Source organism: Lentimicrobiaceae bacterium (assembly GCA_028697555.1).
GTDB lineage: Bacteria > Bacteroidota > Bacteroidia > Bacteroidales > UBA4417 > UBA4417.
In genome coordinates, this window is sequence record JAQVEX010000032.1 from 1 (window position 1) to 15,041 (window position 15,041).

15 protein-coding genes are annotated in these 15,041 nt (G+C 36.2%); 10 read left to right on the forward strand and 5 right to left on the reverse strand.

Going from position 1 to position 15,041, the window contains the following annotated elements:
- The first annotated feature begins 198 nt into the window (after nt 1–198).
- The 3 genes from PHP31_06320 to PHP31_06330 all read left to right on the forward strand — a co-directional run bounded on the left by PHP31_06320 (nt 199) and on the right by PHP31_06330 (nt 3,652).
- Nucleotides 199–1,590 carry an aminopeptidase P family protein gene (locus PHP31_06320; protein MDD3738890.1) on the forward strand — a complete coding sequence of 464 codons (1,392 nt, stop codon included), beginning with the start codon at nt 199–201 and terminating at the stop codon, nt 1,588–1,590.
- 97 nt (nt 1,591–1,687) lie between these two features.
- Nucleotides 1,688–2,275, forward strand: a complete 588-nt coding sequence (locus PHP31_06325) for a hypothetical protein (GenBank protein MDD3738891.1) — start codon at nt 1,688–1,690, stop codon at nt 2,273–2,275.
- Between the two features lie 954 nt (nt 2,276–3,229).
- Entirely contained in the window at nt 3,230–3,652 is a 423-nt protein-coding gene (locus tag PHP31_06330; GenBank protein ID MDD3738892.1) for a hypothetical protein, read from the forward strand.
- A 67-nt stretch (nt 3,653–3,719) separates the two neighbouring features.
- Here PHP31_06330 and PHP31_06335 read toward each other — a convergent pair whose 3' ends face one another.
- Complete coding sequence (locus PHP31_06335) at nt 3,720–4,979, reverse strand: Y-family DNA polymerase (GenBank protein ID MDD3738893.1); 1,260 nt, start codon at nt 4,977–4,979, stop codon at nt 3,720–3,722.
- Nucleotides 4,979–5,422: a translesion error-prone DNA polymerase V autoproteolytic subunit gene (gene umuD / locus PHP31_06340; protein MDD3738894.1), complete on the reverse strand. Its 444-nt coding sequence runs from the start codon at nt 5,420–5,422 to the stop codon at nt 4,979–4,981. Before umuD ends, PHP31_06335 begins: the two co-directional genes overlap by 1 nt.
- Nucleotides 5,423–5,655: 233 nt before the next feature.
- Here umuD and PHP31_06345 point away from each other — a divergent pair, with 233 nt between their 5' ends.
- A complete protein-coding gene (locus tag PHP31_06345; protein ID MDD3738895.1) occupies nt 5,656–6,348 on the forward strand; it encodes a hemerythrin domain-containing protein in 693 nt (230 codons plus the stop codon).
- Between the two features lie 11 nt (nt 6,349–6,359).
- Nucleotides 6,360–6,959, forward strand: a complete 600-nt coding sequence (locus tag PHP31_06350) for a LuxR C-terminal-related transcriptional regulator (protein MDD3738896.1) — start codon at nt 6,360–6,362, stop codon at nt 6,957–6,959.
- Nucleotides 6,960–7,205: 246 nt separating this feature from the next.
- Here PHP31_06350 and PHP31_06355 read toward each other — a convergent pair whose 3' ends face one another.
- The 3 genes from PHP31_06355 to deoD are packed head-to-tail and all read right to left on the reverse strand — an operon-like array spanning nt 7,206 to nt 9,601.
- Nucleotides 7,206–8,078, reverse strand: coding sequence for a cation diffusion facilitator family transporter (locus tag PHP31_06355; GenBank protein MDD3738897.1), 873 nt, complete (start codon nt 8,076–8,078; stop codon nt 7,206–7,208).
- A gap of 32 nt (nt 8,079–8,110) precedes the next feature.
- Nucleotides 8,111–8,872: an SDR family NAD(P)-dependent oxidoreductase gene (locus PHP31_06360; protein ID MDD3738898.1), complete on the reverse strand. Its 762-nt coding sequence runs from the start codon at nt 8,870–8,872 to the stop codon at nt 8,111–8,113.
- A 24-nt stretch (nt 8,873–8,896) separates the two neighbouring features.
- Entirely contained in the window at nt 8,897–9,601 is a 705-nt protein-coding gene (deoD, locus tag PHP31_06365; GenBank protein ID MDD3738899.1) for a purine-nucleoside phosphorylase, read from the reverse strand.
- Between the two features lie 307 nt (nt 9,602–9,908).
- Between deoD and PHP31_06370 the strand changes: the two genes are divergently transcribed.
- From PHP31_06370 to PHP31_06390, 5 genes are all read left to right on the forward strand, one after another.
- Nucleotides 9,909–10,451 carry a nitroreductase family protein gene (locus PHP31_06370; GenBank protein ID MDD3738900.1) on the forward strand — a complete coding sequence of 181 codons (543 nt, stop codon included), beginning with the start codon at nt 9,909–9,911 and terminating at the stop codon, nt 10,449–10,451.
- A gap of 190 nt (nt 10,452–10,641) precedes the next feature.
- Nucleotides 10,642–12,033 (forward strand): arginine decarboxylase, encoded by a 1,392-nt coding sequence (locus PHP31_06375; protein ID MDD3738901.1) that lies wholly within the window; start codon nt 10,642–10,644, stop codon nt 12,031–12,033.
- Nucleotides 12,034–12,347: 314 nt separating this feature from the next.
- Nucleotides 12,348–13,193 (forward strand): agmatinase, encoded by an 846-nt coding sequence (gene speB / locus PHP31_06380; GenBank protein ID MDD3738902.1) that lies wholly within the window; start codon nt 12,348–12,350, stop codon nt 13,191–13,193.
- A gap of 11 nt (nt 13,194–13,204) precedes the next feature.
- Entirely contained in the window at nt 13,205–13,984 is a 780-nt protein-coding gene (locus PHP31_06385) for a TatD family hydrolase (protein ID MDD3738903.1), read from the forward strand.
- Nucleotides 13,985–13,989: 5 nt separating this feature from the next.
- Entirely contained in the window at nt 13,990–15,021 is a 1,032-nt protein-coding gene (locus PHP31_06390) for a type I asparaginase (GenBank protein MDD3738904.1), read from the forward strand.
- Nucleotides 15,022–15,041 lie beyond the last annotated feature (20 nt).

A 15,041-nucleotide genomic window follows, 5' to 3' on the forward strand; every position in this document is an offset into this window, starting at 1 on the left:
ATGCCTTCAATTTTTATTTCCGCCAAAAACAAAGAAAACTTCGATGAGTTTAAGACTTTGCTGTACAATCAGGTTAAAGAAATTCATGTAAAACGCTATCCGTACAACAATTTTTTGTACTAATTTTTCATTATTGCCTTAGCTTTTGTAAAATATTGTGTAACTTTGACGTTTATTAATGTTTAAAATTTCAACACAATGTTTACATCAAAAGTATATACAGACAGAAGAATAGCTCTTAGAAAATTAATGAAAAACGGAGTTGCCTTGATACCCGCAAATATGGAAGCTGCGTATAATTATCCGCAAAACACTTACACTTTTAGGCAGGACAGCAATTTTTCATATTTCTTCGGCTTAGAAAATCCCGGATTTTTTGGAATAATTGATATAGATAACGATAAGGACTACCTTTTTGGCAACGACTTCGATATGGACGATATAATTTGGATGGGACCTCAGCCAAAAGTTACCGAACTTGCCGCCAGCGTTGGCGTTGCCAATACCGGAACAATGAGCGAGTTGGAAACATTTATCAAAAATTGTATCAAAAACGGCAGAAAACTGCATTTCACAATGCCGTACAGGGGTCATTCCATTTTGCAAATGAGTCAGCTTACAGGAATAAGACCAAACGCACTTAGCGATTATGTTTCTCTGCCTTTAATTAAAGCCATAGTTAGTCTGCGTTCCATAAAATCGGACATAGAAATTATAGAGATTGAAAAAGCTATGGACATTGCATACGACATGTTTACTACGGCAATGCGAATGACACGTCCGGGAATAAAAGAACAGGAAATTGTCGGAGCAATGGAAGGTATATCAATAGCTAACGGTCGTCCAGTTTCGTTTCCGATAATTTGTAGCGTAAACGGTCAAACTTTGCACAACCATTACCACGGAAACATTTTGAAAGACGGTCAGTTATTGCTTATCGATGCCGGTTGCGAAACCTCATTAAACTACGCAAGCGATAATACTCGTACAATACCGGTTAGCGGAGTCTTTTCTCAAAAACAAAAAGAAATTTACGAAATTGTTCTAAAAAGTCAGGAAGACTCAATTAAGGCAACCCAACCGGGCGTTACTTACAAAGAATGCCACTTTGTTGCTTGCAAAACTATTGCACAAGGTTTGATTGATTTGGGTCTTATGAAAGGCAATGCCGACGAAGCTGTCGCCGCAGGAGCTCACGCTTTGTTCTTACCCCACGGATTAGGACACATGTTAGGAATGGACGTTCACGATATGGAAGGACTTGGACAGGATAATGTCGGCTTCGACGAAACTGTTCAGCCATCTACACAATTCGGTTTGGCTTCGCTAAGATTGGGAAGAGAACTAAAACCCGGCTTTGTTGTTACCAACGAACCCGGCATTTATTTCATACCCGAACTTATTAGCAAATGGAAATCCGAAAAAATGTTTACCCAATTTATCAACTACAATAAAGTTGATGAGTATTTAGATTTTGGCGGAATACGTATTGAAGATGATATTTTGGTTACCGAAAGCGGACATAGAATATTGGGCAAAAAACCAATTCCTAAAACCGTTAAAGATGTTGAAGCAATAATGAAGAAGTGATTATTAATTGGTTGATTGGTAGTGGGTTTGTTTGTATATGACGCGACGTTATGGTGCATTGTAAAGAAGACAGAGACGAACCTTAAAAAATCTGAAATTGAAAAATAGCAAACAGACATATAAAACAAGAAAATTTATAATTCTTGCCTTGCTTGTAATTGTCGGCAGACTTTATGACGCAACAACAACTTATTTATATACTCCTGACTTGACTAACGAAACGAACGTGTTAGTGAAACTATTTGGTGCTGGATGGACAAGTTTTGCTATTATTCAGACTACACTCATTGTCATAATAATTTATCTTTTATACTTTTATATTTTTAAGTTCAAACCCGTCACGCCACCTGAGAAAAATTTGAACATTAAACAATTTGCTTCATATTTATTCTTTAACGACACCATTTCGTTTCATAAAATGTTCTACAAAACAACGAAAAATAAAACAACACTTTTTGCTTCAATTGGTTATATCGTTTCAATGACACTAATATCAATAAGTTTTGTTGTTGGAACTTCTACGACTTTTTTAATAATAAGCGACAATTACAGAAAAATATATAAGCAAGGCATTCCTTATGTTTTATATGGGCTTATCGTTGGACTTATTGTTTATTTCACAATTAAATTTTTCAAAATAGAATATAGTAAGTACAAACAACCTGACAATGAACTCGATGGATAAAGAACAACGCACCACAACAAACGCTATAGCAAATGCGTTAAAGATGTTGAAGCTATTATGAAGAAGTAATTTTTAGTTGGTTGCTAGATGAAGGGCTTGTTCGTGTGTAACGACGTTACCTGCTAGGCTTAATAAATATAACAGTAAAATGTATAAATTAATGAGAACGAAAACCAAGCTGAAGGAATATCCACCTGCTGGCATGACTGAACGGCATATTGATATTTATTTGGAAACATTTTTCACCCTTTAAAATACATAATTATGAAAAAGATTACAATTATGGTTTTTGTGTGTATCGTATTACTTATAGATTCGTGTATTACGAAAAGATATAATGTATCTTATACAATTAGTAATTATTCTGATCATAAGATTGAATTGTTAGTTTTAAAGTCCAACCAGGAGTACGACACTATTTTATTACCCTTTAAAGGGAGTGACACTGTAATGAAGCCGTACTCTGAAGACGTTGTAATAGACCCTCCTCCGTTCCTATCTTCATCTGTTAAGGTGACCTATGATGATTCTATTACAATAACACATTATCGAACTGTGGAACAGGATGCGTCTCGAAGCATTCTATTAGAACAATATTGGATTAGAGGTAATACAGGAAATCAGAATTATAAGTGGGAATATTTGTTTACTAATAGTGACTATGAGGAGGCAGTTTCACTTCAATAATCAATGCAGACTCACTCGAAATTATAAAATAACAAACAGAATCTCAAAAATACTTATATAATTATGTATCATAAGGAATAAAGCCCAGCAGGTAACAAAGGCTCATAAAGCATGGCGGGTGAAGTGCAAATATGAAATATTTGGTTTCAATTAAAATTATAAGTAGCCTGAAAATATTGTGTTCCAAAACCGCCATGCCTCATAGCCATAACCGTTGTTAATTAAAAAAATCGACATAAAGTATGTTAACCTAAAAACAATAATGATATGAAAAAGTATAGATTATTAATAAATAAACTGAAAATTTTATTTGTTTTTATTTGTATGGGACAACTGTTTTTTTCGTGCACAGATGAAGTTATATATAATTGTACGATAGACAATACGACTGAATATCGGATTGACAAAATTGAGTTTTCGTGTTCAATTAACGAGAAAATTATTTCGGTGCCTCCCAATAGTGTATCCAATAAATTTCAGTTAACTTATACAAAAAATGTAGGACGATTTTTTGTTGAGCCTGTAGTCTGTGTAACCATAACAGAGTACTCGGACTCGACTAAAACGTACAAAAACACAATTGGGAACGTAATATCAATTAGCGATATGCCCGTAAATACTGAGTTTGTAGTTGAATACGAACAAAACACACTTTATCCTACTAACATTTTTAAAGTTACAATAAGGTAGATTTAGTAAGAGAAAATATATTGAGTATTACTGTGCTTTTTATCTAATAGTTACAAACAACCGCTCACTACACCTTTATAGTAATAATATCATCTAAGTTTGTAGTGTATTTTGGAGATAGATTTTCTTGTTTCATTTTCCAAACTTTACCTTGGTCTTGGGTTGCCAATCGCACTTTTTGTTGCCCGAAGTTTCTATTTATATAGTCTATAGAGTTCATCAGAGCAACATGGCGTTGGTCGCTGTTTTCAAACAAGTTTTGTTGCACTACGCCAGCATCCGAAAAGTCTTGCACAATAACACCTGCTTTTTTGTACTCAAAACCTTCCTTGAAAATTTGTTTTAAAGCACTGTTGGCAAACTTCGCAATCTCAATGTTAGAATTGGTAGCAAAAGGCAACTTCACTTTTATACTTCCCGAATATTGTTTCAAGCTGTTCTTATGTTTGTTAGTCCTGATAAAAACTACAAGACTGTTGCAGCACGAATTTTGCTTTCGCAGCTTTTCGGCACACATCACTGCAAACGTTGATATTCTTTCGCTAATATCTTCAAACTTAGTATAGTTTTTATCGAAAGAGCGAGTTGTAGCAATGTTTTTTTTGCTCTGCGCCTCTTCCAATCGTAAAATCGGCTCTCCGAGTAAATCGCGTTTTAAATACAAAGAAACAACAGACATTTGTTGCTTGATATATTGGTCTGATAGCTGAGTAAACTCAAAAGCGGTTCTCACTCCTTTTTCGTTTAGTTTTTTCTCGTATCTTCTTCCAATACCCCAAACATCGCCGACTTTAAGCCATTTAAGGGCTTTAATAATCTTTTCGTCTGTATCTATAACATAAACACCTTCGGTTTTGTCGGGGAATTTCTTAGCTATATGAGCGGCAGCTTTAGATAATGATTTGGTTTTGGCAACGCCTATGCTCACAGGAATACCTGTCCATTTAAGCACTTTTTGTCTTATTTTAATGGCGTACTCTCTCAAATCGTAATTCTCGAAACCGTCAAACTTCAAAAAACTTTCGTCTATGCTGTAAATCTCCATTTCGGGAGTGAAGTCGCTCAATATATCCATAACTCTGCGACTCATATCTCCGTACAAAGGAAAATTTGCCGAAAAAACTTTTACATCTTCCCTTTTAAAAACATCTTCGTATTTAAAAGCTGGAGCTCCCATTGGTATCCCAAGGGCTTTGGCTTCGTTGCTTCGCGATATTACACAACCGTCGTTGTTAGATAGCACAACCACAGGTTTTTCGTTCAAAGCCGGATTGAACACACGCTCGCAAGATGCGTAAAAGTTATTGCAATCGACCAAAGCAAACATCACACTGACTTAATTACGTAAGTTACTATACCCCAAATTATGAAATTGCTGTTAGCTTCGACTTTTATTGGCTGATATTCCGAATTTTCGGGCAGCAGCCATAACTCGTTATTGTGCTTGTGTATGCGCTTAGCGGTAAATTCCCCATCAATGTAGCAAACCGCAATTTTATCGTTGGTGGGTTCCAAACTTCTATCGATTATCAATATATCGCCATCGGAAATTCCTGCTCCTTCTAACGAATGACCGCTAACTCTGCCGTAAAACGTAGCCGAAGGATGCTTGATAAGATGTTTGTTCAAATCTATTGCTATGTCGTCAAAATCCAAGGCAGGAGAAGGAAAACCGGCACTTATGCCTTCGTCAATATAAGGCAATTCGTAATCGGTTGCATCGCTTGCTGTGTATATTTTTATGCTATTTTCGTTTACGTTAAAATCCATAATACTTGTTTTGTTCGATAATTTTGCAACTCCAAAATTACATAAATTTGGATAAAATGTTATAAATAGCTGTTAGCTTTTGGCTGTTAGCCGTTGGCTGAAATCAGCCAAGAGCCAAAGGCTAAAGGCTAAAGGCAATTGTTCATTATTCAAATCCAATTTTTTTTGTTTATATAAAACAAATGTTTACCTTTGTAAAATTAATTTAGTCTAAATAAAAGATTGTTTTCATAATGATTACCAAAAATAAATATACCGGCTCCGAAAAGATGAGCGACCTGATTTCCGACAACTACTTTTTAGTCTTGGTTTTAAGCCGTTTCGATATTCCGCTTGGCTTTGGAGATATGACTATCAAAGAAGTATGCCAAAAACACAATATCGATTCCAACACTTTTATCAGCGTAATAAATCTGTTGATTTTTGATGATTATCAGCCATCTGCTGCCGAGCTTAATAATATTTCAATTGAAACGCTTATCAAATACCTTAAAAGTTCGCACAATTATTTTCTGAACTTCCGACTTGCATCTATCAGAAAAAAACTTGACGCAGCTCTAAAAAAAGGAGAAAAAGATATTCATGCCGTTATTATCAAGTATTACGACCAATACGTCGGCGAAGTTGAAAAACACATGAAATACGAAGAAGAAGTCGTTTTTCCTTACGTGAACAAACTTTTGCTTAAAAAAAGCACTTCAAAATATAATATCGATACTTTCAGCAAAAAACACGATAAAGTTGAGAGCAAACTTACGGAGCTTAAAAATATTATTATAAAATATTATCAATCGCCGATAAATGAAGAGCTTAACGAAGCTTTGTATGATATTTTTTCTTGTGCGGTAGATTTGGCGTCGCATAATAAAATAGAAGACGGTCTAATTGTTCCGGCTGTCAGAAGAATTGAAAACTGTGGTAAATAAAAATAAAACCTATGAAACGTATTGTTAATGTGATTGTAGCCGAACCTTCTTTCATCATAAGAAGCGGACTGATTAGTGTTTTGAAAAAAATATCCGACCACAGATTTAATGTAACCGAAATTGACGATTTTAAAAAGCTACAAGACGAACTTATTAGAAATAAAACTGAGATTTTGTTTATAAATCCTGCATATCTCGGAGTATTTAATTTCGACAAACTAAAAAGAAGCGGCTACGGCGGCACTGAACCCATAATTGTTGCTTTGTGCAGCTCGTTGTACACCGATGGCGAGATTAATAAATACGACAAAGCTATTTCCATTTATGACACTCCGAACAGTATAAAAGATAAAATTCTGGCTTTGGTAAGTCAGCCTGAAGAAGACAACGAAACAAAACCCGAACTTACTCAACGCGAAACGGATATTGTTGTGTGCGTAGCAAAAGGTATGACTAATAAGCAAATTGCCGAAGAATTTTGTCTATCAACGCATACCATAATGACTCACAGACGAAACATATCGGCTAAACTTCAAATTCACAGTCCCGCTGGAATAACTGTTTACGCTATTGCCAATAAACTTGTAAATATTAAGGATATTGATATTTGATGTATTTGTGCAAAATCATATTGGTTGATTAATGTTTGTGGGTAACCATCGAAGTTTTAGCCATTAGCTTTTGGCTCTTAGCCGTTGGCAATTATCAATGAACAATGAACAATGAACAATGAACAATGAACAATGAGCAATGAGCAATGAATCAATTACTAATTGATAATTGATAATTGATAATTGCCCCGAACCACGAACCACGCACCACGCAACCCGCACCAATCACCATTCACCAACCACCAATCACTCACATGGTTCAACATGAACTATCACTTTATCAATTTCGGGGATTTTATATTTCAAGTAATCGACTAATTTGTGAGCTATTTCGTGTCCTTCTCTGACAGTTATTTCGGAATCGACAATGGCATGAAGATCGACAAAATAATTCATTCCCGACTTGCGAACAAAGCATTTTTCGGTATCAACAACACCATCGACTTCCAAGGAATATTCTCTTATCTGACTAATCAAATCGTGGTGTACGTTTTCGTCTAAAATTTCGCCCAAAGCCGGTCTGAATATCCTGTAACTATTGTAAAATATAAACAATCCGGCAAATATTGCAGCCCAATCGTCGGCAGATTCGTAGCCCTCACCAAAAATAACCGCTATTGAAATACCTATAAAAGCAGCTATGGAAGTTATGGCATCGCTTCTGTTATGCCAAGCTTCGGCTTTTAACGAAGTGCTGTTGTTTTTCTTGCTTTTTGCCATAACGTACCTATAAACAGCTTCTTTCCAAATAATTATAAGTGCCAAAACTATCAATGTCCACGCTTCGGGAGTTTCCTTAGGACCTGAAATGTTTTTGATACCTTTTACAATGATTAGTACCGCCGAAGTTACCAAAAAAGCCACTACAATAAAAGTAATAAGCGGTTCTATTTTTCCGTGCCCGTACGGGTGGTTTTTGTCGGCTGGCTTTTGAGAATATCTTAACCCAAACGCAACCAACGTAGAAGAAAAAATATCTGCCGTTGATTCAATTGCATCGGCGATAAGAGCAAAAGAATTTCCTAGAATACCGGCTGTAAACTTAATAATAGCCAATAAAATATTACTTATTACGCTAAAAACCGATGTCCTGAGAGCATCATTTTTTTTGGTTTTCATAATTACAGAAAGCTATTTTGTGGCTAATAAAACTAATTCTTTTTAAATATTCCGGGTGCAGCCTGAGCCGTAGGCATGACAAGTAATTCGTTTATGTTTACATGTTGCGGCAATTCGGTAACCCAAACAATGATATTGGCAACGTCTTCGGCAACCAAAGGTTTGTAGCCTTCGTAAACATTGGCAGCTTTTGCTTCATCGCCTTTGTACCTGACTATTGAGAACTCCGTTTCGGCAGCTCCCGGTAGTACTTGCGAGACTTTTATACCCAAATCCAAATAATCAATCCGCATGGCTTGACTTAAAGCATCAACAGCGTGTTTGGTTGCACAATATACGTTTCCACCCTTATAAACTACTTTGCCGGCTATCGAACCTACGTTGACTATGTGCGGACAACTACTTTTCAGCAACAACGGAAGAGTGAATTTGGTAACATATAGCACTCCCTTTATGTTGGTATCTATCATTGTTTCCCAATCTTCTATCAATCCGTCCTGAATACCTGTAGTACCAATAGCCAAACCTGCATTATTTACCAAAACATCAACAGATTTGCATTGCTGTTGCAAAGTGTTTATACTTTTCTCAACCTCGTCTTTCTTCTGCACATCAAAAGGCAATAGTATTATGTCGACATTCTTATTATTGCTCAATATTTTCGATTTAATTTTCTCCAACCTTTCGGCACGCCTTCCGTTCAAAATTAAATTGTAGTTTTTTTCGGCATACAAATATGCACAAGCTTCGCCAAATCCGCTTGTTGCTCCGGTAATAAATACGGTTTTTTTCATTTTTAAATCTTGTTTAAAAGAGCTTTAAATAGCGGCAAGTGCCAAACGGGTCATATCCAAAGTGTTTTCTTGTCTTTCTATAGCCGGCATGTGCTCGCCGGTAGTAATATGGTCGCTGACTGTAAGGATTGAAAGAGCCTGAACATTGTATCTTGAAGCAAGTAAATACAATCCGGCAGTTTCCATCTCAACAGCCATAACTCCGAATGTTTTCCACAAATCGTAAGGCTTGCCTTCTTCCGGAAAATGATAAAACAAATCCGAAGACAATACATTACCTACCCTTATTTTCATGTTTTTTGCTTTTGCGGCGTCAATAACTTTTTTCAGCAACTCGAAATCGGCTGTAGGTGCAAAAGTTTTTTCGCCGAAATAACGCGGAATCACGCATGAATCGGTTGATGCACTCATTGCTACAATAATATCTCTAACTTTAATAGAATCTAAAATTCCGCCGCAAGTGCCAATTCTGATAAGTTGTTTTGCATCAAAATCGTGTATAAGCTCGTTAACATAAATCATGTGCGAAGGCAATCCCATACCGGTTCCTTGCACCGACACTTTTTGTCCTTTGTACGTGCCTGTGTAGCCATACATACCTCTAACCTGATTGTAACAAACTACGTCGGTAAATAAACTTTCGGCAATGAATTTTGCTCTAAGCGGATCGCCAGGTAATAAAACTATCTCGGCTATGCTGCCTTTTTCGGCTCCAATGTGAATACTCATATCTGTCTTTTTTTAGCAAAGATAAAAAGTTTTAATAATTTCAGTGATGTTGAGACACATAATTTATTTTTTGGTGACGGTGGTCGGTGGTTAGTGACTGGTGATGAGTGATGAGTGATGGGTGGCGTTAGTCTTGAGTTCTGAGTTCTGAGTATCGAGTATCTCAACTCGTAACTCGTAACACGCAACTCGCAACTCGCAACTCGTAACCCGCAACACGCACCAAGCTAAGTTAACGTTGCATTAATATGTTCGAATTATAAAAATGAAATAACGAAAATAATTAATAACTTTGCAAATAAAAAAAATGGACTTTTTATCTCTCGTAAATAAACGTCAAAGTGTACGAAAGTACCAAGACAAAGAGGTTCCGCATCATGTAATTGATAAGTGTTTGGAAGCAGCCCGATTAGCTCCTTCGGCTAGCAATTCGCAGCCATGGAAATGGATTATCGTCGACCAACCCGACGTGTTAGCTCCTGTTGCAAAAGCGTGCAACGACATGAAAGCTATAAATAAATTTGTTGCCGGTGCTAAGGCGATTGCAGTGATAGTTCTTGAAAAACCAAAGCTGATTACTCGCATAGCAACCACAATCAAAAAAAGAGAATGGTTGTTGATAGATGTGGGCATTGCCGCCGAACATTTTTGTTTGCAAGCCACCGAACTTGGTCTTGGCACATGTATGATAGGTTGGTACAACGAAAAGAAAATACAAGAAGTGCTTGAAATCCCCAAAAACAAAAGCATTGCTCTTTTAATTGCAATGGGTTATCCGCCCGAAGATTACGAAAACAGAGTTAAAATCAGAAAATCTTTAGAAGAAATTAAGTCGAATAACAAGTATTAAAAACATTTAACTCACTTAAATCATATTTTTTTCATCAATCCAACTCGATTGGATCTGTTTTTTTGTGTATTTATTGTATATAAATAAATATGTTTATACTTTTGCAAAACATTTGCTTGTGTTTGAACATTTTATTTTTGCAAACAGTATTTTTCAATTCTCATAATATTAACATTAAATAATAAGAATTATGAAAAACAGATATCAAGACCTAATAGAGCAAACATTCGACTTCCCTACCGATGAGTTTTACGTTGAAGACGGTGAATTGTACTTCAATAATATACCTATGATGGAAGTAATAAAGCAATACGGCACACCACTACGTATTTCTTATCTGCCTAAAATTAGCACTCAGATACAGAAGGCAAAACGTATTTTCAATGTTGCTATGGCAAAAGTGGGTTATAACGGGACGTACAATTATTGTTACTGTACCAAAAGCTCGCATTTTTCGTTTGTTTTGGAAGAAGCTCTGAAAAACAATATCCATATAGAAACCTCATCGGCTTACGATATTCCTATAATTGAAAACTTGGCTGCAAACGATAAATTATCGAAAAAAACGTTTATTGTCTGCAACGGATTCAAACGTCCTGCCTACATCGAAAATATTTGTAATCTGATTGAAAGCGGATTTGAAAACGTTATTCCTGTTTTAGATAACAAATTTGAATTAGATGAATACGACAGAAACATCACAAAAAAAATAAAAATAGGTATCAGAATTGCAGCAGAAGAAGAACCTAAATTCGATTTTTATACATCAAGATTGGGAATTAGATACAACGATATTGTTCCGTATTACGAAGAAGAAATTAAAAACAACCCCAAGTTTGAACTCAAAATGTTGCACTTTTTTATCAATACCGGCATAAGAGATACTGCATACTATTGGAACGAACTTGCAAAATGTGTTAACTTATACTGCCAGCTCAAAGCGGTTTGTCCGCAACTTACCATGCTTAATATAGGCGGTGGTTTCCCTATAAAAAACTCGCTCTCATTCGACTACGACTACGAGTACATGGCAGAAACCATAATCGAACAAATAAAAAATATTTGTACCGTTAACAACACACCCGAACCCGATATCTTTACCGAATTCGGTTCGTTTACTGTCGGCGAAAGCGGTGCTATTTTGTACAGCATAATAGACCAAAAAAGACAAAACGACCGAGAAATATGGAACATGATAGACAGCTCGTTTATTACAACACTGCCGGATACTTGGGCTATAAATCAAAAATTTATCCTTCTTGCAATTAACCATTGGGATAGAGAATACGAAAGAGTGTTTTTGGGCGGTTTAACTTGCGATAGCGAAGACTATTACAACGCCGAAGCTCACACCAACGCTATATTTTTGCCCAAACTTATGGACGACGACCCGCAATACATCGGCTTGTTCCACACAGGAGCCTATCAGGATTCGTTGTCGGGCTACGGCGGCATACAACATTGCCTTATACCCGCACCAAAACATATACTAATTGATATAGACGAAGATGGCGAATATTTTACAAAGCTTTTTGCAAAAGAACAAAGCCATAAATCTATGCTCAAAATACTAGGATATTAAAATATTTTAAATCGCTTTTGTATTTTCGTGTCAAAGTACGATAAATATTGGCATTTAGATAAATAATTCGTACCAAAAAATATATACTGTTTACTTATCTAACAAATTATCAAAACGTGGGTTAGCCTTATATTTTAACAAGTTTGCACTAATATAATCTCAGATAAGATTTTTTATGTTGTGTTTTAGAATTTTGCTTATATTTGTTTCGCAAAATATGCTAAAACAAAAATAATTTATGGGATAAGTGTGTGGTTTTCAAACACTTATCGTTTAACAACTAACCAATTATTAATAAATTAAAGCAAAATGACATGAAAAATTATGGCGATATTCCAAAAGAATTTTCAACATATGAAACTTCTAAAATAGTTATTCTGCCTGTACCATACGATGGAACAAGCACATGGATAAAAGGAGCCGACAAAGGTCCGGCTGCAATTATTGAAGCATCGGCAAACATGGAGACCTACGACATTGACACCGATAGCGAAGTATATAAAAAGGGAATACACACTCTAAATCCTATTAAAGAAAGGTCGTCGCCGGAAAAGATGACTAAAGCGGTTTTTGAGAAAATGAAAGAACTTTTTAAGGCTAAAAAATTTCCCGTTCTATTAGGTGGCGAACATTCGGTAAGCATTGGTGCTTTTCAGGCAGCTGCAGCATCTTTCAAAGACCTTACAATTCTGCAATTAGATGCTCACGCCGACTTACGCGACGAGTATTTGGGTTCCAAATATAATCACGCTTGCGTTATGGCAAGAGCAAGCGAACTTGCTCCAATTGTGCAAGTGGGAATTAGAAGCATGAGCGTTGAAGAAAGCGAAGTAGTTGTCCCCGACAGAATTTTTTATTCCGAGCACATAACCGAAGGTTCAAATTTGATGTTTGAAATGCTAAATAAGCTAACTCAGAACGTTTATATAACTATCGACTTAGATGTTCTCGACCCGTCAATTATGCCTTCAACCGGAACTCCCGAACCCGACGGTATTGGCTACAAAGCACTATTGGATACTATCAGGCAAGTTAATAATAAAGTAAATATTGTAGGCTTCGACGTGGTTGAGCTTTGTCCGAACAAATACAATAAGGCTCCCGACTTTTTGGCTGCCAAACTCATATATCAAATTCTTTCTATTAAGTATGCAAAATAATTTATACTTAAATGAAGTTTGTTGATACCCACTCGCATATCTATTTGAGCAACTACGACGACGATAGAGATGTCGTGATTTCTGATGCTGTTAAAACAGGAACCGATACAATATTGTTACCGGCTATCGATTCAAAATCGCACAAGCGATTGTTAGATTGTTGCAATGAATTTCCTGGTGTTTGCTATCCTATGATGGGTATTCATCCAACATCGGTTGACCCGAAAAGTATTGACAAAGAACTTGACATTTTTTACGACCTTTTAGATAAGACAAAGTTTTATGCTATAGGCGAAATAGGTATCGACTTGTACTGGGATAAAACACATGCACAGCTGCAAGAAGATGTTTTTAGAAAAATGTTGGACATTGCTGTCGATAAAAACTTGCCTGTGTCTGTCCATATCAGAAATTCATTCAACGAAGTTTGGAGAATTTTGAAAAAAGAATACAACGGTAAAGTTACAGGTGTTTTGCATTGTTTTCCGGGCAACACAATACAGGCAAAAGAAGTCATAGAACATGGCTTTTATCTTGGCATTGGCGGCGTTGTTACTTTCAACAATTCAAACATGCAAAAGGTTATTACCGACTTAGGTATAGACAATATTGTTTTAGAAACTGATGCACCGTATCTGACGCCTGCTCCGTATCGTGGCAAAAGAAATTCGCCCGAATACATAAAAATAATTGCTCAAAAAATTGCAGATATTACTTCAATGCCACTCGAAAAAGTCGCCGAAGTAACAACCAACAACGCATTCAAACTGTTTAACATTAATACTCAATAATATATATGACCAAGCAAACCTCAATTTTAATAGTACATACAGGTGGAACAATTGGAATGGTGAAAGACCAAAAAACCAATGCTTTGGCTCCCATACATTTCGACAATCTTTTCGATACGGTTCCGACTCTTAAAATGTTTGAATATAAATTAGACATTTTTGCCTTCAAAAAGCTGATAGATTCATCGAACGTCGATACAAATTTTTGGAAAGAATTGGCAAATGTTATAGAGGTAAATTACAATAACTACGACGGTTTTGTCATACTTCACGGCACCGACACAATGTCGTACTCGGCTTCTATGCTGAGTTTCATGTTGGAAAACAACAGCAAGCCCATTATTTTCACAGGCTCTCAGCTACCTTTGGGAATAATCAGGTCTGACGGAAGAGAGAACTTTGTCAATGCTATTGAGTTGGCTGCTGCTCGGCACCCAAACGGCGAAGCAGTCGTTCCCGAAGTTTCTCTTCTGTTCGAAAACAAACTTTTCAGAGGAAACAGAACTTATAAATTCAGTGCCGAAAATTTTAATGCTTTTTTCTCGGGAAACTATCCGCCTTTGGCAAATGTTGGTGTTAATATTAAATACAACAATGAGCACATTTCACAGTGGAACAAGCAGACTTTAAAAGTGCATAAAAATCTTTGCACCGATGTTGCCGTTTTAAAAATTTTCCCGGGTATAACCAAAAAAACTGTCGATAGCGTTATCAACACTCCTAACTTAAAAGGGTTGGTTATAGAAACTTACGGTTCGGGAAATGCACCCACCCACGATTGGTTTATTTCTAGCCTTGAAAGAGCCATAAACAAAGGTGTTATTGTTTTAAATGTTACGCAATGCCACGTAGGTGCTGTGGTTATGGGAAAATATGAAACAAGCGTACAACTATCTGATATTGGCGTAGTTGGCGGATACGATATTACTCTCGAATCGGCGGTTACAAAACTTATGTTTTTGTTAGGGCAAGACCTAACACACGAAGAAATTGTCAATCAACTAAATACATCTATTAGGGGAGAAATTACAGTTTAATTTACAGAGCAACAATTATC